The organism is Vibrio sp. JZG10 (assembly GCF_054064075.1).
Map to the genome: position 1 here is coordinate 106,754 of NZ_JBSUGE010000009.1, position 25,704 is coordinate 132,457.

The window sequence follows — 25,704 nt, forward strand, 5'->3', positions numbered from 1 at the left end:
ACCAGAGAGACAAGCTAATGTTGTTGATTTGGCGATGCTACCAATCAAATAAGCTGTTAAGCCAGTTTGATTTCTTCTCACACTGCTGCTTTATTTGACCCGTTTTATCCCAAACTGGCAGTTTATAATCACTACGACAGTTCATTTCTAAACCACCATCTGATGTCGGCTTAAATCCTAACGTGGTGATCTCTCTTGGCCATGGAAGCTCTAAACGCTCAGGAATGCGTTGCTTCAAATACTCTGCGTACACTCGTAATGCACCGCTCGATCCCGTTAGATGAACCGGTTTGTTATCGTCGCGGCCTAGCCAAATTGTCGTCACTTCACGGCCATCAACACCGACAAACCAGCTATCGCGGTTATCGTTACTGGTACCCGTTTTTCCTGCCAGTGCAGCCCAACCAAACTGACTTTGTAAGAAGCGGCCTGTACCTTGAGCAACCCCCTGTTTCATCGCGTAGGTCGTTAGCCATGCTGCTTGCTCATCCACGGCTCTTGATGAACGAGGCAAGGATTGATACAGCACATTACCTTCCATATCCATCACTGAACGCAGAGCGGTCAGTTTCGCACGTTTGCCTGAGTTCGTCAGTGTCTGATACATCTGCGCGACTTCAAACGGCGTCAAAGAAAACGAGCCCAAAAACATCGAAGGCACTGGGCGGATTTCGTCTTTGTTGACGCCCAAACGTTCTAAAGTACTGGATACTTCTGGAATACCAAGCGCCATGCCTAAGCGCACAGTTGGCACGTTGAGCGACTTCGCTAAAGCAATATAAAGTGGCACATCACCACGGTATTTTCGGTCGTAGTTGCGCGGTGTCCATACATTACCTTTACTGCTTTTCAGGCTTAGCGGCGTGTCGTGCAGCGTCGTGCCTAGGTTATATTTTTCCGGCTGTTCTAGAGCCGTCAAGTAAATCGCTGGTTTAACTAGAGAACCAATTGGACGACTGGCATTGAGCGCGCGGTTAAAACCTTCATAACCAACACGTTTACCGCCGACCATGGCACGGATTTCACCACTATGACGATCAACCGCAACAGCGGCAGCTTCCAATTCTTTACCGCCTCGTTTAGCTAGCTCCGGGATCTTTTTCGCGATGGCTTGCTCCATTTTACTTTGCGACACCGGATCCAGAGACGTAAACACGCGCAGCCCGGTTTCCGCTTTAAATCGCTCCCCCACTTTTTCTTTCAATTCAATGCTCAATTGTTGGAAATAAGCGGGCTGACGGCTCGCAATACGTGGTTTGCTCTGCGTATCAAGCGAACGACTGACGGCTTGCTCATACTGCTCAGATGTCAGCATGTTTTGCTGCATCAACAAACGTAATACAAGATCGCGGCGCTCTTTCGTGCGCTCAGGGTAACGAATTGGATTGTAGTAAGACGGTCCTTTTACCATCCCAACTAACATCGCCAGTTGATCGATTCGCAGCTCTTGGATCGGTTGTCCAAAGTAATAACGCGATGCCAAGCCAAACCCGTGGATCGCTTCACCACCGCTTTGCCCCAAGTACACTTCGTTAAGGTAGGCTTCCAAAATACGATCTTTGCTGTAACGGTAATCCAAAATTAACGCGATATACGCTTCTCTAACTTTGCGCCACAGCGTTTTATCACGGGTCAAAAACAGGTTTTTCGCCAACTGCTGAGTTAGCGTACTACCACCTTGAACAGTACGACCCGCTTTAATGTTTGCAACCATTGCTCGTGCAATCGCGAGTGGAGACACCCCATCGTGTTGATAAAAATCCCGGTCTTCGGTCGCAAGCAGTGCATCAACTAAAATTTCTGGGAACTGATCACGACGCAAGAACAGACGCTGCTCATCTTGATCTTTCTCCAGCATACCCAACATCTTAGGCTCTAAGCGTAAGTAACCAAGATCGCCTCGGGACTCTAAAGACTGAATACGCTGTAAACCAGAATCTGAAAAATGGAGCATCACGTGACGATCCGGTTCAGGACCATCGGCAAATTCGAATGGACGGCGAATCAATTCAATCCGAGTGGAAGAAGAAGAGTACTCACCAGGGTAGCGAGGCTGACTTACCTTACGGTAATTCAGTACATCCAGCTCGTTACGAAGTTCTTGAATGGTGATATTTTCACCCGGATTTAAGTTCAAGATACGGGCATAAACCACCGTTGGCAGCTCAAACAGCTGACCTTCAAAGCGTTCTTTCACCACACTATCTAAGTAAATCCCAACAAACAGCAAAACAGCGGCAAGCGCAATACCGGCTTTCCAGCTAAATGACCACAAAACTTTCAGCCACGAATGTTTCTCGTTAGCCGGCTTTTTACTCGGTGTGCGTCGAGTCGGTTTTGTCGTTCCTTTATTGGTTGTACTTTTCTTCGCTGGCGCTTTTTTCGCGCTAGGCTTCTTGCTGTTAGTCATTATTCAATTGTCTTTTTGTTTTCGTAGTTGCTACATGATTGGCAGGGTCATCTGGCCAAACGTGTTTTGGGTAGCGCCCTTTCATCTCTTTTTGAACGTCTTTATAGCTTCCGTTCCAGAAAGCCGCCAAGTCAGACGTCACTTGCAGCGGACGTTGTGCCGGCGAAAGCAGTTCAAGCACCAAACGCTTACGACCAAGTGCTACCGTAGGAGAGCCACTCTCACCAAATACCTCTTGCATACGCACCGATAGTTTCGGCTCATGGCCATACTGGTAACGGATACGCTTCTTTGAACCTGTCGGCAGTTGGTAATGCTCTGGTAACCATTCATCCAGCTGTTGATTGAGTGGCCAACCTAATCGAGCGTTCAGCGCTTCGACCAAGTTTATCTTGCTCAAATCGTTAACCGAACTGACGGACGTCATGTACGGCTCTAACCACTCTTCTAATGAATCCAACAAACTGGCTTCATCAAACATTGGCCATGATTGCTCGGGTAACCATTCCACCGCACAACGAATCCGAGCCAACAAGCTCTCCGCTGCCGGTGTCCAGTTTAGACTCTGTAAGCCCTGGCGGCGGACATACGTGAGTAAAGCTTGTGTCATTTTTTCTTTGCCAGGGCTTGGCAAAGGCTCGCGTTCAACCACCAGCTGACCGAGTTTTGTTTGTCGCTCAGCCATTAGACGCCCTCTTTTTTCATCCCAGTCTACAACTTCTTCAGACGAAAATAGCGCTTCAAAGGTCGCTCGCAATATATTGACATCCAATTCACATGCCGAATGAATTTGACTGGAGTTAGAATGAGAACGCATTAAGTCAACGGCAACCAAATACTCACAGCCACCTAGCATGTCTTCCTGACGACATTCTGCACCATGACCATTAGCCAAAGTAAATCGCCCAAATTGATTTGTGCGCTGCTGCGCAATGCGATCTGGAAATGCCAAACTTAACACCATCGGTAATGCTTCTTCATCCACGCCTTTCAGGTCAAATACCGTATCTAATTTGTACGCCAGAGATTGAGCACGCTTGAACAACAGCGACTTTTTTGGATGAGTACCAACAAGCCAACGATGCAAGCTATGAGCGATATTGGTAACGTTTCTCTCTGGCTCTTCAATCAGTGCGACCGCCGCCAAAGCAGCATTTAACATCTTATCACTGTAAGATTGCGCTTTAATTAGCATCGCAGCCGCACGAGGCTCAACGCCTAGTTCATGCGCCTGTTTTCCTTCGGACGTTAATTGCCCTTTTTCCGTCAGTAGTCCCAATGACACCAATAGCTGCTTCGCTTGTTCCAATGACGCATTAGCGGGAACATCAAGCCACTTGAGATCGTTGATATCACTCGCTCCCCAAAAGGCCAGCTCCATGACTAAGCTCGATAGATCGGAATGCAAAATTTCAGGTTGGGGAACCAGCGGTTGCTGCTTGAACTGGCTTTCAGAATAAAGACGAACACAAATGCCCTCTTCGATCCGCCCTGCTCGTCCTGCACGCTGAATCGCTGAAGACTGTGCAATGCGTGTTTGCTCTAAGCGTGTTAAACCGTTTTTCAAATCAAACCGGGCAATACGCTCTAACCCAGAATCAACCACAAGGCGAATGCCTTCAATCGTCAGTGAAGTTTCTGCGATGTTGGTCGCGAGTACGACTTTACGCTTGCCGTGTTCTGCCGGCGTGATGGCTTTTTGTTGCTCAGTAAAGCTCAGTTGCCCATAAAGCGGACACACTTCAATATCATCCGCCAAATGAGATAAACGTTCTTCGACTTGTTTAATGGCCCCAACGCCCGGTAGGAAAGCCAACAAAGAGCCGGACTCTTTGTTCATAAGACTTTCTATTGTTTTTGCCATACTCGTAGGTAAATGATCATTCACACCTAACGGTTGGTAACGCATGTCTACGTCGAAACTGCGTCCTTCTGATTCAATGTAACTGGCTTCCGGCAACAACGACTGTAAGGCTTGTTGATCAAGCGTTGCCGACATTACCACCAGCTTGAGATCGTCTCGCAATGCCTCTTGAACTTCTAAACTGAATGCCAAAGCGGTATCGGCATGAATGCTGCGTTCATGAAACTCATCAAAGATCAGGAGATCAACACCATCCAGTTCAGGGTCAGTTTGAATCATCCGAGTCATGATCCCTTCGGTCACGATCTCCAACTGCGTTGCAGAACTTACCTTTGCCTCGCCACGAACTCGATAACCCACGCGTTGACCTACTTGCTCTCCTAATTGCTCAGCAAGATAACGGGCAATGTTACGCGCCGCGAGTCGTCTTGGTTCGAGCATGATGATTTTTCCAACAACCGAATGGTTTAAGAGGAGCTGTAAAGGGAAGTAGGTCGACTTACCGGCACCAGGCGCCGCTTTTAAGATCACTTGATGTTGATTTTTGACCGCCGTCAGCAACTCAGGCATCACGGCTTCAATCGGCAATTGTGACAAAGGAAATACCTTATGGTGTAATGGTGGCAACATTGTACATAAAAAAATTTTTGTCTAAATAAGCAAATGCATTTCACACCCGCTTTAGAGTCCGCCACTCTACTCAAACGCTATAAACGCTTTCTTGCCGATATCGAACTCGATACCGGTGAAATTAGTACTATCCACTGCGCAAACACTGGCGCTATGACAGGTTGTGCGACACCCGGAAACAAAGTTTGGTTTTCCACTTCCGACAACCCGAAACGAAAATACCCCAATAGTTGGGAGTTGAGTGAAACCGAACAAGGCCACCGCATTTGTATCAATACCGCGCGCGCCAACCAATTAGCCGTTGAGGCTATTGAAAATAATGTCATTTCAGAGCTTTGTGGTTATGACACACTTCAAACTGAGGTGAAATACGGTAATGAAAATAGCCGAATTGATATCTTGCTCAGCGCAGACAACAAGCCAAAGTGCTATATAGAAGTGAAAAGCGTCACTCTTCTTGATGAGACCGACTCTATTGGACAAGGATACTTCCCAGATGCGGTCACGACTCGGGGACAAAAGCACCTGAGAGAGCTCACAGAAATGGCACAAAATGGAAGTAGAGCCATACTTTTATTCACTGTTTTACATTCAGGTATTGAAAAAGTATCCGCGGCGCACCATATAGACGCGAAATATTCACTATTACTCAAACAAGCACAAGACGCTGGAGTGGAAGTTCTCTGCTACAAAGCTGAACTGAGCGATACTGGAATGAAGCTGATTTCCGCTATTGATTTTATCAATTAAGAGAAAAAATGATGTCGTCTTCACATTGACGATAACTTTGCGATTCAGTATTTGCTTGCACCGCCTCTTTTTGCTATAGATACCCGCCTTAAATTGACTGCGTAGCAGTTGACTAGGTGTAAGTAGGAGATGCTGTATGCCAGAATCAAAGAAGAAAACGATAGGCATCCTAGCCATTGCCGGCGTGGAGCCATATCAGGAAAAACCTGGTGAAGAGTACATGTCACCAGAGCAGGTTGAACACTTTACGAAAATCTTAACAGCTTGGCGCGACCAGCTGAGAGCTGAAGTGGATCGTACCGTTCACCACATGCAGGACGAAGCAGCAAACTTCCCAGATCCAGTTGACCGCGCCTCTCAAGAGGAAGAGTTCAGCCTAGAACTGCGTAACCGCGACCGCGAACGCCGTTTGATCAAGAAGATTGAAAAGACTTTGGATAAAATCAAAGAAGACGATTTTGGCTTCTGTGAGTCTTGTGGCGTAGAGATTGGCGTTCGCCGTCTTGAAGCACGTCCAACCGCTGACCTATGTATTGACTGTAAAACACTTGCAGAAATCAAAGAGAAGCAAATGCAAGGTTAATCAACCAAGCATTATGATTATTGAAGGGAGCTCAGGCTCCCTTTTTGTTTTGACTACCTTTTCATCCCATTTGTTTACTAAATTCGAGATACACGCATGACACGCTATGTAGGTCGATTCGCCCCATCTCCTTCTGGTCCTTTACATTTTGGTTCACTGATTGCCGCTCTTGGCAGCTATTTTCAAGCGAAAGCACACAACGGAACCTGGTTAGTACGTATTGAGGACTTGGACCCACCAAGAGAAATGCCAGGTGCGGCGCAACTTATCCTAGATGCGCTCAAAGCCTATCAGCTGCATTGGGATGGAGAGGTGGTATACCAGAGTGAACGTCATGACCTTTACCAAGCCCAAATAAACACATGGCTCGAAAATGGTGAGGCCTATTATTGCCAATGTACTCGAAAGCAAATTAAAGAGCATGGCGGGTTTTATCCTGGCACTTGCCGCGATAAAAACTTGAAAGACGGCGCGATTCGCCTAAAAATGACCAAGCCTGTCGCTCATTTCTTCGATCAGAAGCGTGGAACAATTAAAATTCCAGAGCAACTCGTTAATGAAGATTTCATTATTAAACGTCGAGATGGATTATTTGCTTATAATCTTGCGGTAGTATTGGACGACATCGACCAAGGCGTCACCGAAGTCGTGCGTGGTGCAGACTTAATCGAGCCAACAGGGCGTCAAATCAGTCTGTACCAGATACTTGGGCAGCCTGAAGTCAGCTACTTTCATTTACCATTGGCGATGGACAACAACGGCAATAAACTGTCGAAACAAAATCACGCGACGGCTATTGATATAGAGACACCAAAGCCTACTCTATTACGCGCCATGACATTTTTGGGCTTCGAGATACCTGAAGCCATAAAAGCGGCCAACATAGAAGAGATTCTTCGTTGGGGCTGCGAAAACTGGCGCTTGGAACAGCTTCCAACAGAGATCGAGATCACAGCGTGATTCTCAAATGGCATTGTGTAGGCTATCATTAGCCGCAAATTAGGCCCTAGAGGCGCAAAAACTAACCAAAGCAAGATTGGACTAAACCCAGTTATTGCCAGATGCACATGAATACAAACGACTATACACCAAGCGAACCTGCCACTATTCCAGAGCTCGCTCTCAATGTAATAACTCGTGAAGAGCACAACATTTCGCGTAAGCAGATCAGTGATAATGCACTGAAGGTACTGTACCGCCTAAATGGTGCTGGTTTCGATGCTTTTCTTGTGGGTGGCGGGGTTCGAGACTTACTGCTTGGACAGAAACCAAAAGATTTTGACATTGCGACCAACGCAACGCCGGAACAGATCAAACAGCTATTTCGTAACTGCCGTTTGATTGGTCGCCGCTTCCGCTTGGCTCACATTATGTTTGGCCGAGATATCATTGAGGTTGCGACATTCCGTGGTCACCACCAAGAGCAAAAGAATAAGAGCATCTCTCAGCAATCGAAAGAAGGAATGCTGCTGCGGGACAATGTCTACGGCACCATCGATGAAGATGCTGAGCGCCGTGATTTCACGATTAACTCGATGTACTACAACATCGCGGATTACTCGATTCACGACTACGCACGTGGTATTGAGGATTTAGAAGATCGCCTCATTCGGCTGATTGGCGATCCAGAAACACGCTACCGTGAAGACCCAGTACGTATGTTGCGTGCAGTTCGCTTCGCGGTAAAGTTGGACTTTGATATTGAAGAAGACACCGCGGCACCAATCGAACACATGGCACCGTTGCTCGGTGACATTCCGTCAGCGCGTCTTTTTGAAGAGTCACTCAAGTTATTGCAATCCGGTCACGGCTTAGAAACCTACCACCTACTGCGTGAGTACAACCTATTCCAACAGCTCTTCCCGACGATTGCAGCGCACTTTACAGAAGATTACTCCTCTCACACTGAGCAAATGTTGGATCTTGTCCTAGATTCTACCGACATGCGCATCGAAGATGGGAAACGCATCAATCCAGCATTTATGTTTGCTGCAATGCTGTGGTACCCACTGTGTGCGAAAGCCGATGAACTGATGGAAGAGCGCAACCTAGGCCATTACGACGCTATTATGGAAGCGAGTAACATCATTCTTGATGAACAAGTTCGTACAATTGCCATTCCAAGACGCCACACAGCAACCATTCGCGAGATTTGGCAGCTGCAGCTGCGCCTTCCTCGACGTAACGGTAAACGTGCATTCCGCCTGATGGAGCTCAATAAATTTAGAGCTGGCTTTGATTTTCTTGAAATGCGCGGTGAAATTGAAGGTGGTGACACTCAGAAGCTTGCCAAGTGGTGGGAAACTTTCCAAAATGCAGGCCGAGAAATGCGTCAAGCAATGGCTGCCGACCTAGACGGTCAATCACCGAAGAGTGGTCAGCGCCGCCGTAAAACCTATCGCAAGAAAAAGAGTAAGCCTAAGTCATGATCACAGCGTACATTGCGGTAGGCAGTAACTTGGCTGATCCTGTCAGCCAAGCGAAGCAAGCGATTGAAGCGTTAAAAACGCTGCCTAAATCAGAATTTGTTCAGGCTTCTTCGCTATACAGCAGCACGCCAATGGGACCACAAAACCAACCGGATTACATTAATGCGGTTGTGTCGATTAACACCAGTTTGACGCCTCTTGAGTTGCTCGATTGCACACAAGCCATTGAGCAAGAACAAGGGCGTGTCCGTAAAGACGAACGTTGGGGACCAAGAACCTTGGACCTCGACATTGTTCTTTATGGCAATGAGGTGATTAATTCCGAGAGGCTGATCGTTCCTCATTATGGAATGAAAGAGCGTGAATTCGTACTCTACCCTCTTGCGGAAATTGCACCAAGTTTACAACTCCCCGATGGGACCGAGGTCTCTAAACTACTGGAACAAGTAGATAGAAACGGCCTCAGTATCTGGCAGTCATAGCCAACTCCTAGTAAGGATAAAACCATGAAAAAAATGACCATCAACGACCTAATCAAGTGGAAGCAAGAAGGTCGTAAATTTGCTACTTCAACCGCTTATGATGCGAGCTTTGCCCAACTGTTTGAAAGCCAAGAAATGCCAGTACTTCTTGTTGGTGATTCTCTAGGTATGGTTTTGCAAGGTCACAACGATACTCTGCCAGTAACGGTCGATGATATCGCTTACCATACTCGTTGCGTACGCGCAGGTAGCCCAAATTGTTTGTTGATGGCTGACATGCCATTCATGAGCTACACCACGCCAGAGCAAGCTTGCGAAAATGCGGCTACACTGATGCGTGCGGGTGCCAATATGGTGAAAATTGAAGGTGGTGACTGGCTAGTCGACACTGTAAAAATGCTCACTGAACGCTCGGTTCCAGTTTGTGCTCACCTTGGTTTAACTCCTCAAGCCGTGAATATTTTTGGTGGTTACAAAGTCCAAGGTCGCGATCAAGAAAAAGCGGACCGCATGGTGAAAGATGCGTTAGCACTGCAAGAAGCAGGCGCTCAAATCGTCTTACTAGAGTGCGTGCCTGCTGAGCTTGCTGAGCGTATTACGCAAGTGCTCGACGTCCCAGTTATCGGTATCGGTGCGGGTAACGTGACAGATGGTCAAATTCTCGTGATGCATGATATGTTCGGTATCTCTGCCAACTACATGCCGAAATTCTCCAAAAACTTTCTTGCTGAAACAGGTGATATGCGCAAAGCCGTTGCTAAATACATTGAAGATGTAGCCAACGGTGTATTCCCAGACGACGCTCATACCATTGCCTAGAGGATAAATGCATGCAAACTTTTGCGGAAATCTCAGCAGTTCGTGAACACCTTAAAACCTTTAAACGTGAAGGTCGTAAAATTGCGTTTGTCCCAACCATGGGCAACCTTCACGAAGGTCACTTAACTTTAGTGCGTAAAGCACGCGAATACGCTGATATCGTTGTCGTAAGCATCTTTGTTAATCCGATGCAGTTTGATCGTGCAGACGATTTAAATAATTACCCGCGTACGCTAGAGGAAGACTTAAGCAAGTTAACCTCTGAAGGGGTCGATGTGGTATTTACGCCGACACCAGAAGTTATCTATCCTGAAGGGCTTGATAAACAAACGTTTGTTGATGTTCCGGGTCTATCGACTATTTTAGAAGGGGCTTCACGCCCTGGTCATTTCCGTGGCGTCACAACCATCGTAAACAAGCTATTTAACATCGTTCAGCCAGATGTGGCCTGTTTTGGTGAGAAAGATTTTCAACAACTTGCTGTTATCCGCAAGATGGTTGTCGATCTTGCGATGGACATTGAAATCATCGGTGTACCAACCGTACGTGAAATGGACGGTTTAGCAATGAGCTCACGTAATGGTCTGCTTACACTTGACGAACGTCAACGTGCGCCAGTACTTGCTCGTACAATGCGTTGGATCAGCAGTGCCATTCGTGGCGGCCGTGATGACTACGCATCGATCATCGAAGATGCGAGCGACCAACTGCGAGCTGCAGGTTTGCACCCTGATGAGATCTTCATTCGTGATGCTCGCACATTACAAGTGATCACACCAGAAACGACACAAGCCGTCATTCTGATGTCTGCGTTCTTAGGCAAAGCTCGTCTTATCGATAACCAAACGGTAGATATGGTTGTCGAAGCGAAGGAAGAAGCAGAGTCTAGTAATACAAACTCAGAGAGCGCAGAGTAAGCTCTGAGCCATCAAGACGTAAAAAGGTCGACTCTTAGTCGACCTTTTTTATGTTCTACGTATAGACGCAATCTAACCCTTCAGGGCGTGTTTTAAACCGCTTGTGCAGCCACATCCACGCTGGAATATCACGTTTTATCATTTTCTCGAGTTCTTGATTCAAGATACTTGCCGCTTTAATCGCATTACGCCTCTCGAAACGCTCACTGATATCTTTTCCAATATACAACGTGTAATGGTGATTCTTGCTCACTGTGACGCCAGATATGACCGCACACTTTGTTGCGTCTATGAGAACACTAGACCCGACGGTACTCGCCGCTTGTTCAACAGCAAAAAACGGCGCAAAAACAGAATGGCTAACGCCATAATCATGGTCGGGCAAATACCAAAGTCGATGACCATTCTTCAGAACTTTGAGCATTGATTTCACGTCTTTTCGATCAATCATTTGATGCCCAAAACGAGTTCGACCTCGATGTTGAATAAACTCATAAGCAGGGTTCGAATTTGGGCGATAAACGCCATAACCTTTGGCAAACTGGCTAAAAATACGAGCGGTTATCTCCAAGTTTAAATGGTGACTGCACACCACCAACACACCACGTCCATTCTTTTCCTCAGAGAGTAAACGATCTTTTCCAACAATAGAGGTTATCCGACGTATCCGCCAACCTGGCCAAAACCAGGCGATCCCCGTTTCGATGATCGCCATTCCCGTATATTGAAAGTTTTTTCGTACTACGTCCTTACATTGCCAATCCGTAAAATCAGGGAAACACAGCTGGAGATTACGCAGAGCGATCTTGTGTCGGCGCTTCATTACATGCATCGCAATACAGCCGATGCTTCTACCTAAGATTCGTAATACTACGTATGGCAGTACATTAACAAGAATCGCTAAAGATCCAAATGCCAACCATACAGACCAATATTTGGGCTTAAGTAATTGATAGGAGAAAGGCGGCGGCGGGACAATATTCATAGGATCACTCATTTATTACAAATGATTGAAACCTATCATGATAAAAACTGAAAGATTGTATGGGTATGTAATGTTATGCATGCCAAAGAGCAGCATGATTCGCTGCTCTTTGTTGTGTGGGAGAGTCTTAGCTTCTTAGCCCAATACCTTTCGTTACTAAGTAATGAGCAACGGCATACAGCGCTATCACAAACACCGCAAGCACACTGAATGAGGTGACAATACCCACATCCGATACGCCCAAAAAACCATAACGGAACGCATTCACCATGTAGACGATTGGGTTAATCTTAGAGACACCTTGCCAAAATTCAGGCAGTAAGCTGATGGAATAAAAAACACCACCCAAGTAGGTTAACGGGGTCAACACAAATGTAGGAATGATCGAAATATCATCAAACGTTTTTGCATAGACCGCATTGATCAACCCGCCTAGAGCAAATACAACGGATGTCATGAAGACGGTCGCAACAATAATGCCCCAGTGTTCAACTTGCAGATCCACAAACAATAGAGACACACAGGTAACAATAGCGCCAACTAACAAACCTCGAGTCACACCGCCCATGACGTATCCAGCAATGATCACGTAATTTGGCACTGGTGCCACCAGCAGCTCTTCAATGTTCTTCTGTAGTTTTGCACTAAAGAACGAAGACGCCACATTCGAGTATGAATTGGTGATCACCGACATCATGATCAAACCTGGAACTATGTACTCCATGTAGCTAAAGCCGCTCATCTCACCGATTCGAGAGCCAATAAGATTACCGAAAATGATGAAATACAGTGTCATTGTGATTGCAGGCGGAACTAAAGTTTGCACCCAAATACGCGTAAAACGGGTGATCTCTTTGCTCAGCAAGCTACGAAATGCCGTCCAATATAAACCGTACATTTACTTACTCCCTTCTCTTACAATGCTAACAAACAACTCTTCCAGTCGGTTGGCTTTGTTACGCATTGAAAGAACTCTAATACCATGCTCTGTTAACTGACTGAACACTGAATTCAATCCTTGGCTTTTATCTAGCTCTATCTCTAAAGAGCCATCAACAATACTTTGTCGATTGACGCCTTCAAGCTCAGGCACCTCGCCTTCAGATTCAATGTCTAGGATAAATGTCTCGACGCTTAACTTACCTAGCAACGCCTTCATGGTGGTGTTTTCGATCAACTCACCTCGGTTAATAATGCCGATATTTCGACACAGCATCTCCGCTTCTTCTAGGTAGTGCGTCGTCAAAATAATCGTAATCCCTTGCTCTTGGTTGATCTCTTTCAGAAATTCCCACATTGAGCGGCGTAGTTCAATGTCCACCCCAGCCGTTGGCTCATCCAAAATGAGCAACTGCGGCTCGTGCATCAAAGCTCGGGCGATCATCAAACGGCGCTTCATCCCGCCAGATAAATTACGGGCACGCTCTTTACGTTTTTCCCATAAATCGAGTTTTTTCAGGTACTTTTCAGCTCGTTCTTTGGCTAATACTTTAGACACACCGTAATAGCCCGCTTGCTGCATCACGATTTGTTCAACAGTTTCAAACTGATTGAAGTTGAACTCTTGTGGCACCAAGCCTAAATTCTGTTTGGCCAACTCAAGGTCGGTATCAATGTCATAACCGAAAACTTTCGTCGTCCCAGAAGTTTTGTTCACTAAGGAAGAGATGATGCCGATCGTGGTCGATTTTCCTGCACCATTGGGACCTAGAAGCGCGTAGAAGTCACCCTTTTTCACTTGGAGACTAATACCTTTTAACGCCTCAAAGCCACCTGCATACGTCTTGCGCAGCTGTTCAATTTCTAATGCGTACATAAGGTCGTGATTGCCGTTTGTTTGTGATTACTAATACCGACTCGATGTTTATCAGCGGTTTACTACGAAATCGCCTTGGGTATTGTACTGGAGGTCCATCAGTTTATCGTTGAATAACGATGATTACAATTAAACCTTTCGATAATATTGGAAATATAGTCCCTATCAACGTAAAGGTTATCTGCAAGTAAGGAAAAGTTAGGGAATAAAAAACGCAACAGAGCGCTGTTGCGTTTTTAACGATCAGAGTGATTACGTCGTTATACGCTGATACTGGTCCGCTTCGACATGAGCTACCGCCGCATTTAATGCTTCATAACGGAATTGGTACATATTGTCATTTGGGACAAGATCAATGACGTGGAACTTTTCTAGCTGTTCTCGCGTGCGCTCATTTGGACACAACAAATACACGGCACAATTAGCATCAAGCGCATCTTTAATCGCGTTTTCTAACGCTAAACCGACGGTGACATCAATCATAGGTACATCGGTAAGATCGAGAATCATCACATCATAATCCGAAATACTGGAGTGCTGGCGTGAAATTGCCTTAGAAACACTGAAGATCATTGGACCCGAAAGATAAAAGAACAATACTTTGCCATTGGCGCGATCAAGCAAGCCACGCTCGCTGTCAGTTAGCGGCACATCGTCTTCATCCGCGTCACTGATCGCTTTCACTTGCCTCGCCTGTTCTCGGCTCAGACGCTCAATGATAATAATGTTGGAAATAAAGACGCCCAAGCCCACGGCAACGATAAGATCAACAAACACTGTGAGCAACATAACGCCATACATTACCGCCATTCCGGAAAAGCTAACCTTGTGTGCTCGTTGAATAAAACTCCAATCCAAAATGTTAAAGCCGACATATACTGCAATGCCAGCCAACACAGCCATTGGGATCGGCTCCGTTAATCCACCAGCAACCAATACGACCAATGCAAGCATAAGTGCACGAATCACACCGGACAATGGCGAACGAGCCCCAACTTGAATGTTAGTCACCGTGCCCATCGTTGCGCCCGCGCCAGGTAGTGCACCGAACAAGCCTGAGATCATGTTGGCAAGACCTTGGCCTCGCAGTTCTTTGTCTGAGTCGTGCTCTTTACGAGTCAAGGAGTCACCGATAACCGCCGTTAACAAAGTATCGATACAACCTAAGGTGCCGAGCACCAACGCATCAATAACCATCTCAACAAACATATCTGGATCAATATGAGGTGCAACGAGAGAAGGCAATCCAGCCGGGATTTCACCGATACGACGAATATCTTCCGTATCGAAGAGCATCACAGACAACAAAGTCACCGCAACCAACGCCACGAGTTGCGCTGGTACATATTTTCGATATTGCTTAGGGAAGAAAAAGAGAATCCCCAAAGTCAGTAAACCTAAAAACAGTTCACTGAACTTAAGGTTAGAAATAGTCTCCGGCAAAGCAGATAATGTTCCGAGCACTCCTCCAGAAGGCGCGGCATGCCCCATCAAAGGTGATAGCTGCAAAATGATAAGAATCACGCCAATCCCTGACATAAAGCCCGAAATCACGCTATAAGGCATCAAGGTAACGTATTTACCCAGTTTTAACGTTCCTAATAGGATTTGGAACGCGCCAGCCATCATAACAACCGTGAAGGTCATGGCCATGCCCGTTTCTGGATACTTCGCCATCATACTGGTTAATACAGCGGTCATGATTACCGTCATTGGCCCTGTTGGTTCTGATATTAACGTATTAGAACCACCAAACAACGAAGCAAACAGACCGACCATTATTGCGCCCCAGAGGCCTGCTTCTGCCCCTGCACCGGATGCAACACCGAACGCTAACGCCAAAGGAAGAGAGATAATCGCTGTGGTTACCCCGCCAAATACATCCCCTTTGAAATTAATATCTTCAAAACGACTACCGAACACTGCTGATTTCCCTGCATTCAATTTTAAAAAGTAAAATGTCATTACTTTAACGAGCCAGGCGAAAATTTAAACCATAAATAGATTAAGGCTAAATTCACACCACAAATAATTAGGCCTAATTTTACGTTTTTATTGATGAAAACTAGTCAGATGAGTCCTGTCTGACGAATATTTAACGAGATTGAAATTGTAACATTGTGTATAGTTACAACACTGATCGCTTGCATGTTCATATAAGCGGCAGCGCTTTTGTCTTTTAAGGGAAGTAGTTTGCAAGATGCCGGAAATTAAACAGTTATTTGAAAACAATTCAAAATGGTCTCAAGAGATCAAATCTGATCGACCTGAATACTTCGCAAAACTCGCAGAGGGTCAAAAGCCCGATTTTCTTTGGATTGGCTGTTCTGATAGCCGTGTCCCTGCCGAGCGACTAACCGGACTATACTCGGGTGAACTATTCGTTCATCGGAATGTTGCAAACCAAGTCATCCATACTGATCTCAACTGTCTGTCCGTCGTTCAATACGCCGTAGACGTTCTTAAGGTTAAGCACATCATTGTCTGTGGACACTATGGCTGTGGTGGCGTAAACGCTGCCATTGATAACCCTAAGCTAGGTCTTATTAATAATTGGCTGTTACATATCAGAGATATCTATTTCAAACACCGCACTTACCTAGATCAAATGCCGCAGCAAGATCGAGCAGATAAACTAGGCGAGCTTAATGTCGCAGAGCAAGTGTACAACTTGGGTAACTCAACCATCCTGCAAAACGCTTGGGAGCGTGGGCAAGATGTTGAAATTCATGGCGTGGTATACGGAATTGAAGATGGTCGTTTAGAGTACTTAGGCATTCGTTCTAACTCTAAGGAAACCGTAGAAGCGTCTTATCAGAAAGCCCTTTCGACGATTCTAAATACAGACAATAAGCTGCTTTGTCGCTAAGCTACATCTAAAAGTTGAACAAAAAACGCCCATCTGAGATGGGCGTTTTTTTGTATTTTTAATGCTGCTCTCAATGATTATTCTTGAGGTACAACTTTACCGATGTATGGTAAGTGGCGGTATTTCTGCGCGTAATCAATACCCACACCAACGACAAACTCATCTGGGATTTCGAAACCAATCCAATCCACAGGAACATTCACTTCACGACGAGATGGTTTATCTAAGAGCGTACAAATCGCGATAGACTTCGGCTCACGCAGCGATAAGATCTCACGGATTTTATTTAGTGTGTTACCTGTATCAATGATGTCTTCAACAAGCAAAATGTCTTTGCCTTTGATGTCATCATCCAAATCTTTCAAGATACGAACGTCACGTGAACTTTCCATTGTGTTGCCGTAGCTTGACGCTGTCATAAAATCAACTTGGTGAGTCAGTTCGATAGCACGTGCCAAGTCTGCCATAAATACAAATGAGCCACGCAATAAGCCTACCAACACAAGATCTTCACTACCTTGATAACGCTCTGTAATTTGTTTGCCTAATTCACGAACTCGTTCCTGAACTTCTTGCTCAGAAATCATGACTTCTATTGTATGTTTCATACTGTGCTCAATCTAATTTGTGGGTTGAGGTAAGTCGCACGCAAACGATCACCTAATCTTACGGCGTGTAGTGTATCACCACGTTCATTGGGTTGAAAGTCACATCCTGTTGCCAAAAAATCTTGGAAGAAGGTCTTAGTTTTATAAAGTTCATAGCTAATTTTATCAATAATAATGACATTACTGTATATAAATTGTTCTACAGATGTTGACCTTGTTGATATGCACCATTACACTCATCACTGCTTTAAGCAACTATTAAAATAATCAATTAGGGGGTTACCCCCAATATCAACTCAAATGGCAAGGAAAATGGATATGGACTCAATTGCAAAGAGACCTAGAACTAGGCTTTCCCCGATTAAGCGTAAGCAACAGTTAATGGAAATCGCATTGGAAGTGTTTGCGCGCCGCGGCATCGGTCGTGGTGGTCACGCAGATATCGCAGAAATTGCTCAAGTTTCTGTGGCGACCGTTTTTAACTACTTCCCGACTCGTGAAGACTTAGTGGATGAAGTACTCAACCACGTCGTACGTCAGTTCTCGAACTTCCTATCGGATAACATTGACTTAGACTTACACGCACGTGAAAACATCGCCAATATTACTAATGCAATGATCGAGCTTGTCAGTCAAGACTGTCACTGGCTAAAAGTTTGGTTCGAGTGGAGTGCTTCAACACGTGACGAAGTATGGCCATTGTTTGTTTCAACTAACCGTACTAACCAGTTGCTGGTACAAAACATGTTCATTAAAGCGATTGAACGTGGCGAAGTGTGTGACCAGCACGATTCAGAACACTTGGCAAACCTGTTCCACGGTATTTGTTACTCACTGTTTGTCCAAGCGAACCGTGCAAAAAGTGAAGCGGAACTTAAGCACCTTGTTAGTTCATACTTAGACATGCTTTGCATTTACAACCGTGAACACTAAAGCTTAGCTCGCAATATATGTCAGCCCACCGTTTGGTGGGCTTTTTATTGTCTGCTGTCAGCCGAGCACAAGTTTATATTCCTACCTAACAAACATAAAAAAACCGCTGCAATGCAGCGGTTTCTATCATTAAGTCAGAAAAAGCTTACTTCTTCTTAACTGCTTTTTTGTTTGGCAGGTCAGTGATTGAACCTTCAAATACTTCAGCAGCTAGGCCTACAGACTCGTGTAGAGTTGGGTGAGCGTGGATAGTCAGAGCGATATCTTCTGCATCACAGCCCATCTCAATTGCAAGGCCGATTTCACCAAGTAGTTCACCACCGTTAGTACCAACGATAGCACCACCGATTACGCGATGAGTTTCTTTGTCGAAGATTAGCTTAGTCATGCCGTCTGCACAGTCAGATGCGATTGCACGACCTGATGCTGCCCATGGGAATGTTGCCACTTCGTACTTGATGCCTTCTTCTTTCGCTTCTTTTTCAGTCTTACCAACCCAAGCTACTTCTGGCTCAGTGTACGCAATTGAAGGGATAACTTTAGGGTCGAAGTAGTGCTTCTTACCAGAGATAACTTCAGCAGCTACGTGACCTTCATGCACACCTTTGTGAGCAAGCATTGGTTGACCAACGATATCACCGATCGCGAAGATGTGAGGAACGTTAGTACGCATTTGCTTATCAACGTTGATGAAGCCACGCTCGTCAATTTCTAGACCCGCTTTTTCACCGTCGATTAGCTTACCATTTGGTACACGACCGATAGCAACTAGAACCGCATCGTAACGCTCAGCTTCAGCTGGTGCTTTCTTGCCTTCCATTGAAACGTAGATACCGTCTTCTTTTGCTTCAACTGCTGTTACTTTCGTTTCTAGCATTAGCTTGAACTTGTCTTTGATACGCTTAGTAAATACTTTCACGATATCTTTGTCTGCTGCAGGAATTACCTGGTCAAACATTTCAACAACTTCAACTTTAGAACCTAGAGAGTGGTAAACCGTACCCATTTCTAGACCGATGATACCACCACCCATGATAAGCAGTTTTTCTGGCACTTCTTTTAGTTCAAGAGCGTCAGTAGAGTCCCAAATACGTGGGTCTTCATGCGGGATAAATGGCAATTTGATTGGACGAGAACCAGCCGCAACGATTGCGTTGTCAAAGTTAACAACTGTTGGCTCACCTTCGCCTTCTACAAGGATAGAGTTAGGGCCAGTGAACTTACCGTAACCGTTAACTACTGTTACGTTACGCATCTTAGCCATACCGCTTAGGCCGCCAGTTAGTTGGTTAACAACTTTTTCTTTCCAGATGCGGATTTTGCTGATGTCTGTTTGAGGCTCACCGAACACAACGCCGTGGTCAGCCATCGCTTTCGCTTCTTCAATTACTTTAGAAACGTGAAGCAGTGCTTTAGATGGGATACAACCCACGTTCAGACATACACCGCCAAGCGTGCTGTAACGTTCAACTAGTACAGTTTCAAGACCTAAATCCGCACAACGGAATGCAGCGGAGTAACCAGCAGGACCAGAACCAAGTACAACAACTTGGGCTTTAATTTCTTTGCTCATTTTGACCTCTTGTAGTCATTATCCCTAACAGGCTGAGTGGGTATCGATTTTTATGTTTAAGAGAGATTTGTTTTAAACAGTTATTTTCAGACCGCTAACAGTTTACAGAGATGTTAATGGTGTGAAAAGTAAATCAATTTAGCCTGTGAGCTAGACAACAATTCGATTGTGAAAACCCTGAACGAAGCAAGGCTGATAACCAAATTGTCGGTAATTATGATTAGCAGAGGCGGCTAAGTTGCCGCCTCTCATTCATCTAATTTCTATTACAGAACTAGACGACGAATGTCAGATAGACATGAGTTTAGGTAAGTGATGAAGCGCGCACCTTCAGCACCATCGATCACACGGTGGTCGTATGATAGAGATAGTGGAAGTTGTAGACGCGGTTCGAACTCTTTACCGTTCCATACCGGTTTCATTTCTGACTTAGACACACCTAGGATACCAACTTCTGGCGCGTTTACGATTGGAGTAAACGCCGTGCCGCCGATACCGCCTAGGCTAGAGATAGTGAAACAGCCACCTTGCATGTCAGCAGCAGTTAGCTTACCTGCACGTGCTTTCTTAGAAACAGCCATTAGCTCTTCAGATAGCTCGTAGATGCCTTTCTTGTTCACGTCTTTAAATACCGGAACAACAAGACCGTTTGGTGTATCTACCGCGATACCAACATTCACGTATTTCTTCAGAATTAGGCTCTCACCGTCTTCTGATAGAGAAGAGTTGAACGCTGGGAACGCTTCAAGCGCTTTAGCTACCGCTTTCATGATGAACACAAGTGGTGTGATCTTCATGCCAGTGTCTTTCTTCGCTTCAATCGCGTTTTGCTCTTTACGGAATGCTTCAAGAGCCGTGATGTCTGCGTTATCCCACTGTGTAACGTGCGGGATCATTACCCAGTTACGGTGTAGGTTTGCACCAGAGATCTTCTTAATACGAGATAGCGGTTGAACTTCTGTCTCACCAAACTTGCTGAAGTCCACTTTTGGCCATGGTAGTAGACCAAGAGCCGCGCCGTCGCCTTTACCAGATGCTGCTGCACCTGCGCCAGACTCAAGACGCTTAAGTGCATCTTTCACGTAAGCTTGAACGTCTTCTTTTAGGATACGGCTCTTACGACCAGAACCTTTAACCTTAGAAAGATTAACGCCAAATTCACGCGCTAGACGACGAACAACTGGAGACGCGTGAGCATACTCATCGTTTTCTTTGAAGTCGCCAGTCGCTGCTGGAGCTGCTGCCGCTGGAGCTTCTGCTTTAGGAGCCGGAGCCGCAGGTGCTGCTGCTTGAGCTGGAGCCGCTGCAGGAGCTGGAGCTGCGCCCGCCACTTCGAATACCATGATTAGTGAGCCAGTAGACACTTTGTCGCCAGCTGCAATCTTGATTTCTTTCACTGTACCAGCAAATGGTGCAGGAACTTCCATAGAAGCTTTGTCACCTTCAACAGTGATTAGAGATTGCTCTTCTTCCACTGTGTCGCCAACGGCAACCATGATCTCAGTAACTTCAACTTCGTCGCCGCCGATATCTGGAACGTTCACTTCTTTTGCCGCAGACGCTGCTGGAGCTGCTGCCGCAGGAGCTTCAGTTGCCGCTGGTGCTGCTGGTGCTGCTGGAGCGCCTGAACCTGCTGTTTCGAACACCATGATAAGTGAGCCAGTCGATACTTTATCGCCTGCTGCAACTTTGATCTCTTTTAGAGTACCTGCGAATGGCGCTGGAACTTCCATAGAAGCTTTGTCGCCTTCAACAGTTAGAAGAGATTGCTCTTCTTCGATGCTGTCGCCAACGGCAACCATGATTTCAGTAACTTCTACTTCATCACCACCGATGTCTGGTACGTGAACTTCTTTTAGTTCTGCCGCTGCTGCTGGAGCTGGAGCTGCTGCTGGAGCTGCTTCTGCCGCAGGAGCAGATGCAGCGTCAGCTGCACCCTCGGCTTCAAAAATCATGATTAGAGAACCAGTAGAAACCTTGTCGCCTTCTGCAACTTTGATTTCTTTAACGATACCCGCTTGAGAAGCAGGAACTTCCATAGAAGCTTTATCGCCTTCAACTGTGATCAGAGACTGCTCTTCTTCAACCTTGTCGCCAACGCTTACAAGAATCTCAGTAACTTCAACCTCATCCGCACCGATGTCTGGTACATTAATTTCGATTGCCATTTCTTATCTACCTTCTTAATTAAGCGTATAGCGGGTTTGTTTTCTCTGTGTCGATGTCGAATTTCTTAATTGCTTCTGCAACTACAGATTTCTCAACTTCGCCACGTTTCGCTAGTTCAGTTAGCGCTGCTACTACTACGTAACCTGCGTTCACTTCGAAGTGACGACGTAGGTTTTCACGGCTGTCTGAACGACCGAAGCCATCAGTACCAAGCACTTTGAAAGACTCAGCAGGAATGTATGCACGAACCTGCTCTGCGTAGTTCTTCATGTAGTCAGTTGCTGCGATAGCAGGCTCAGTACCCATTACTGTTTGGATGTAAGGTACTTTTGCTTCCGCTTCTGGGTGAAGCATGTTGAAACGCTCTGCATCTTGACCATCGCGAGTTAGTTCGTTGAATGACGTTACAGAGTAAACATCAGAAGCAACACCGTAATCTTCGCTTAGGATTTGAGCTGCTTTACGTACTTCATTCATGATAGTACCAGAGCTCATTAGCTGAACTTTCGCTTTGTCGCCAGTGTAAGTTTCTAGCTTGTAGATACCTTTACGGATGCCTTCTTCAGCGCCTTCTGGCATTGCTGGCATTGCGTAGTTTTCGTTCATTAGCGTTAGGTAGTAGAACACGTTTTCTTGTTCTGGACCGTACATGCGACGGATACCGTCTTGCATGATTACTGCTACTTCGTACGCGAATGTTGGGTCGTAAGAAATACAGTTAGGAACCGTACCCGCCAAAATGTGCGAGTGGCCGTCTTCGTGCTGTAGACCTTCACCGTTCAACGTTGTACGACCCGCAGTTGCACCTAGTAGGAAACCACGTGCTTGTTGGTCACCAGCCATCCACGCCATGTCGCCAACACGTTGGAAGCCGAACATTGAGTAGTAGATGTAGAACGGAATCATTGGTAGGTCGTTTGTCGAGTATGAAGTCGCAGCAGCAACCCATGAAGACATAGCACCTAGCTCGTTGATACCTTCTTGTAGAACCTGACCTGAAGTCGCTTCTTTGTAGTAAGAAACAACGCCACGGTCTTCTGGTGTGTAAGTTTGGCCGTGCGGGTTGTAGATACCGATTTGACGGAACAGACCTTCCATACCGAATGTACGTGCTTCGTCAGCAATGATAGGAACGATGTTCTTACCAATGTTCTTGTTCTTAAGTAGAACGTTTAGTGCACGTACGAATGCCATAGTAGAAGAGATATCACGCTTCTGTTCTTCTAGTAGTGGCTTGAATTCTTCTAGCTCAGGAACGATGAATTCTTGAGTGAATTTTGGTAGACGCTGTGGTGTGTAGCCGTGTAGCGCTTTACGACGAGCGTGTAGGTATTCGTACTCTTTTGAACCTTCTTCAAGTTTCAGGTACGGAAGTTCTTTCACAGCTTCGTCAGTTAGGATGTCTTGAAGACCTAGACGATCACGTAGGTGTAGTACGTGAGTCATGTCCATCTTCTTAACTTGGTGTGCGATGTTCTTACCTTCAGCCGCTTCACCCATGCCGTAACCTTTAACAGTCTTAGCTAGGATTACTGTTGGACGACCTTTAGTTTCTGCCGCGTTTTTGTATGCCGCGTATAGCTTAGAAGACTCGTGACCACCACGCTTAAGTGCGAAGATTTCGTCATCAGTCATGTCAGCAACAAGTGCCGCTGTCTCTGGGTATTTACCAAAGAAGTGCTCACGTACGTACGCGCCATCTTTAGATTTGAATGTTTGGTAGTCGCCATCGATCGTTTCGTTCATAAGCTGTAGAAGCTTACCAGAAGTATCTTTAGCTAGTAGTGAATCCCAGTTGTTACCCCAGATTACCTTCACTACGTTCCAACCAGCACCTTTGAACAGACCTTCAAGTTCTTGAATGATCTTACCGTTACCCATTACAGGGCCATCTAGACGCTGTAGGTTACAGTTGATTAGGAAACATAGGTTGTCTAGCTTCTCACGCGCAGCGAAAGAGATAGCACCACGTGATTCTGGCTCATCCATCTCACCGTCACCTAGGAACGCGTAAACGCGCTGCTCTGAAGTATCTTTAAGACCACGGCCTTCTAGATACTTAAGGAAACGAGCTTGGTAGATAGAAGCGATTGGACCTAGGCCCATCGATACTGTCGGGAACTGCCAGAATTCAGGCATCAGTTTAGGGTGCGGGTATGAAGGAATACCTTTGCCGTCTACTTCTTGACGGAAGTTGTCTAGCTGCTCTTCAGTTAGACGACCTTCAACGAATGCACGTGAGTAGATACCTGGTGAAATGTGACCTTGGTAGTAAACTAGGTCGCCACCATCCTTCTCGTTTGGTGCACGGAAGAAGTGGTTGAAACATGTCTCGTAGAACGCAGCAGAAGACTGGAAAGACGCCATGTGGCCGCCTAGCTCTAGGTCTTTCTTAGATGCACGTAGAACGATCATGATAGCGTTCCAACGAATAATTGAGCGAATACGACGCTCAAGTGTTGTGTCACCTGGGTATGCTGGTTCTTGGTCTGCAGGAATCGTGTTGATGTAGTTAGTTGTGATACCTGTTGGCATATCAACACCGTCTAGACGTGCTTTATCTAGAACTTGCTCTAATAGGAATTGAGCACGCTCTAGACCTTCTTCACGTACAACTGACTCAAGCGCTTGTAGCCATTCTTGAGTTTCCAGTGCATCTACGTCATGCTTCATATCAGACATGGCGATCTATCCTTCTGTTGGTTGGATCTACTTATTTAAGTAACGCTCTTACGAGTCATTACCCTGCTGAATTCGACGTAGAGAACGCTCTCGTCGAGACTCTTCTCGAGTCAAATCCAACAATGTTTCTTCGATGTAAGCCAAGTGCGAGTGGGACATTTCTCGCGCCTTTTCAGGCTGACCAGAAACAATCGCATCCACGATATTGGCTCGGTGTTTACTGACTTTCTCGACCGCTTCTGGGCGGCGACGTAGTAATTTAAAATTTTGTAGAATATTTTGCTCAAGCAAAGGTGCTAAGCTTCGAACAATGTGCAACAAAACCACGTTGTGCGCGGCTTCGGTCAAAGCGATCAAAAATTGCATCACTTCCGCAGATTCAGCTTCGATATCGTTGTTTGCTTGCTCTTGGCTAATGCGTTCAAGGCAACCTTGAATACGCGCAAAATCTTCTTCGGTACCACGTAAAGCTGCAAAGTAAGCTGAAATTCCTTCCATTGCATGACGAGACTCAAGCACATCAAGCTGGGTTTCAGAATGACTAGACAACAAATTCAACAAGGGATCTGAAAAGCTCTTCCAGATATTCTCACTTACGAATGTTCCGCCACCTTGGCGACGAGTTAACAAACGCTTCGCTTCTAAGCGTTGAATGGCTTCTCGGACTGAAGGACGAGACACATCGAACTGTCTTGCCAGTTCACGCTCTGGAGGCAGTTGTTGCCCCGGAGACAATGTTCCTTCCACTATCAACCTTTCTAACTCTTGTTCTATAACATCAGAGAGTTTTGGCTGACGAATCCTTTGATAAGCCATAATTTATTGTTCTTCTACTCTTGCAGGTAATTGGTAATACCAATTTTAAGTTGGTGCAGAAATTAACATAATTAAAACGCCACTGTCCAGCCGAAAATTGACCTAAATCATAGAACGAGCTTACTTCCAACACTCTGATAACAATCGACTGTTAAAACAGCAATAGAATTGGTATGACCAATTACATAAAGCATACAAATGGGAAGTCGACGTGCTAGCAATTTTGGAAAAGAAATACAGAAAATGACAAAATTATCAGTCTATTTCTTCACCAAAACGGCGTGTACGAGCGTAAAAATGTAGTTAACTTTTAACAATCATTAATATTTCTGGTATCAAAAAAAGGCATACCTGATCGTATGCCTTATT

Annotated in this window: 20 protein-coding genes; 9 read left to right on the top strand and 11 right to left on the bottom strand. The window is 45.7% G+C overall.

Annotated elements, in window-relative coordinates:
• Positions 1–37: 37 nt before the first annotated feature.
• Together mrcB and hrpB are read right to left on the bottom strand one after the other, a co-directional pair.
• On the bottom strand, positions 38–2,410 hold the full coding sequence (gene mrcB / locus ACWYVB_RS12125) for a penicillin-binding protein 1B (protein ID WP_395222254.1): 2,373 nt from the start codon (positions 2,408–2,410) through the stop codon (positions 38–40).
• Entirely contained in the window at positions 2,403–4,871 is a 2,469-nt protein-coding gene (gene hrpB / locus ACWYVB_RS12130; RefSeq protein WP_395222255.1) for an ATP-dependent helicase HrpB, read from the bottom strand. Before hrpB ends, mrcB begins: the two co-directional genes overlap by 8 nt.
• Before the next feature lie 66 nt (positions 4,872–4,937).
• Here hrpB and sfsA point away from each other — a divergent pair, with 66 nt between their 5' ends.
• The 7 genes from sfsA to panC all read left to right on the top strand — a co-directional run bounded on the left by sfsA (position 4,938) and on the right by panC (position 10,884).
• The gene (sfsA, locus tag ACWYVB_RS12135; RefSeq protein WP_395222256.1) at positions 4,938–5,654 is read left to right on the top strand and encodes a DNA/RNA nuclease SfsA; all 717 of its coding nucleotides are present in this window, start codon (positions 4,938–4,940) and stop codon (positions 5,652–5,654) included.
• Positions 5,655–5,790: 136 nt separating this feature from the next.
• The gene (gene dksA / locus ACWYVB_RS12140; RefSeq protein WP_005386584.1) at positions 5,791–6,237 is read left to right on the top strand and encodes an RNA polymerase-binding protein DksA; all 447 of its coding nucleotides are present in this window, start codon (positions 5,791–5,793) and stop codon (positions 6,235–6,237) included.
• A gap of 96 nt (positions 6,238–6,333) precedes the next feature.
• Positions 6,334–7,197: a tRNA glutamyl-Q(34) synthetase GluQRS gene (gene gluQRS, locus ACWYVB_RS12145; protein WP_395222257.1), complete on the top strand. Its 864-nt coding sequence runs from the start codon at positions 6,334–6,336 to the stop codon at positions 7,195–7,197.
• A 101-nt stretch (positions 7,198–7,298) separates the two neighbouring features.
• The gene (gene pcnB, locus ACWYVB_RS12150; protein ID WP_046875073.1) at positions 7,299–8,666 is read left to right on the top strand and encodes a polynucleotide adenylyltransferase PcnB; all 1,368 of its coding nucleotides are present in this window, start codon (positions 7,299–7,301) and stop codon (positions 8,664–8,666) included.
• A complete protein-coding gene (gene folK, locus ACWYVB_RS12155) occupies positions 8,663–9,148 on the top strand; it encodes a 2-amino-4-hydroxy-6-hydroxymethyldihydropteridine diphosphokinase (protein WP_005396720.1) in 486 nt (161 codons plus the stop codon). Before pcnB ends, folK begins: the two co-directional genes overlap by 4 nt.
• A gap of 24 nt (positions 9,149–9,172) precedes the next feature.
• Positions 9,173–9,967: a 3-methyl-2-oxobutanoate hydroxymethyltransferase gene (gene panB / locus ACWYVB_RS12160; protein WP_005396718.1), complete on the top strand. Its 795-nt coding sequence runs from the start codon at positions 9,173–9,175 to the stop codon at positions 9,965–9,967.
• Positions 9,968–9,978: 11 nt separating this feature from the next.
• On the top strand, positions 9,979–10,884 hold the full coding sequence (gene panC, locus ACWYVB_RS12165) for a pantoate--beta-alanine ligase (RefSeq protein WP_005396717.1): 906 nt from the start codon (positions 9,979–9,981) through the stop codon (positions 10,882–10,884).
• A 55-nt stretch (positions 10,885–10,939) separates the two neighbouring features.
• Here panC and ACWYVB_RS12170 read toward each other — a convergent pair whose 3' ends face one another.
• The 4 genes from ACWYVB_RS12170 to ACWYVB_RS12185 form a co-directional block, all read right to left on the bottom strand.
• Positions 10,940–11,869 (bottom strand): Kdo(2)-lipid IV(A) acyltransferase, encoded by a 930-nt coding sequence (locus ACWYVB_RS12170; RefSeq protein ID WP_395222258.1) that lies wholly within the window; start codon positions 11,867–11,869, stop codon positions 10,940–10,942.
• A gap of 127 nt (positions 11,870–11,996) precedes the next feature.
• Positions 11,997–12,767, bottom strand: a complete 771-nt coding sequence (locus tag ACWYVB_RS12175; RefSeq protein WP_005396714.1) for an ABC transporter permease — start codon at positions 12,765–12,767, stop codon at positions 11,997–11,999.
• On the bottom strand, positions 12,768–13,685 hold the full coding sequence (locus ACWYVB_RS12180) for an ABC transporter ATP-binding protein (RefSeq protein WP_047008973.1): 918 nt from the start codon (positions 13,683–13,685) through the stop codon (positions 12,768–12,770). It lies immediately after the preceding gene.
• 252 nt (positions 13,686–13,937) lie between these two features.
• Complete coding sequence (locus tag ACWYVB_RS12185; RefSeq protein ID WP_457529052.1) at positions 13,938–15,608, bottom strand: SulP family inorganic anion transporter; 1,671 nt, start codon at positions 15,606–15,608, stop codon at positions 13,938–13,940.
• A 277-nt stretch (positions 15,609–15,885) separates the two neighbouring features.
• Between ACWYVB_RS12185 and can the strand changes: the two genes are divergently transcribed.
• Positions 15,886–16,554, top strand: coding sequence for a carbonate dehydratase (gene can / locus ACWYVB_RS12190; RefSeq protein WP_005379996.1), 669 nt, complete (start codon positions 15,886–15,888; stop codon positions 16,552–16,554).
• A gap of 77 nt (positions 16,555–16,631) precedes the next feature.
• Here can and hpt read toward each other — a convergent pair whose 3' ends face one another.
• Positions 16,632–17,162 carry a hypoxanthine phosphoribosyltransferase gene (gene hpt / locus ACWYVB_RS12195; RefSeq protein WP_005379995.1) on the bottom strand — a complete coding sequence of 177 codons (531 nt, stop codon included), beginning with the start codon at positions 17,160–17,162 and terminating at the stop codon, positions 16,632–16,634.
• A gap of 318 nt (positions 17,163–17,480) precedes the next feature.
• Here hpt and opaR point away from each other — a divergent pair, with 318 nt between their 5' ends.
• Entirely contained in the window at positions 17,481–18,095 is a 615-nt protein-coding gene (gene opaR, locus ACWYVB_RS12200) for a transcriptional regulator OpaR (RefSeq protein ID WP_031780576.1), read from the top strand.
• A gap of 145 nt (positions 18,096–18,240) precedes the next feature.
• Here the strand turns inward: opaR and lpdA are convergent, their stop codons facing one another.
• From lpdA to pdhR, 4 genes are all read right to left on the bottom strand, one after another.
• On the bottom strand, positions 18,241–19,668 hold the full coding sequence (lpdA, locus tag ACWYVB_RS12205) for a dihydrolipoyl dehydrogenase (protein ID WP_005379993.1): 1,428 nt from the start codon (positions 19,666–19,668) through the stop codon (positions 18,241–18,243).
• A gap of 266 nt (positions 19,669–19,934) precedes the next feature.
• Positions 19,935–21,836: a pyruvate dehydrogenase complex dihydrolipoyllysine-residue acetyltransferase gene (gene aceF, locus ACWYVB_RS12210; protein ID WP_395222260.1), complete on the bottom strand. Its 1,902-nt coding sequence runs from the start codon at positions 21,834–21,836 to the stop codon at positions 19,935–19,937.
• Positions 21,837–21,855: 19 nt separating this feature from the next.
• Positions 21,856–24,519, bottom strand: coding sequence for a pyruvate dehydrogenase (acetyl-transferring), homodimeric type (aceE, locus tag ACWYVB_RS12215; protein WP_005396679.1), 2,664 nt, complete (start codon positions 24,517–24,519; stop codon positions 21,856–21,858).
• A 48-nt stretch (positions 24,520–24,567) separates the two neighbouring features.
• Complete coding sequence (pdhR, locus tag ACWYVB_RS12220) at positions 24,568–25,335, bottom strand: pyruvate dehydrogenase complex transcriptional repressor PdhR (RefSeq protein WP_005396680.1); 768 nt, start codon at positions 25,333–25,335, stop codon at positions 24,568–24,570.
• Positions 25,336–25,704 lie beyond the last annotated feature (369 nt).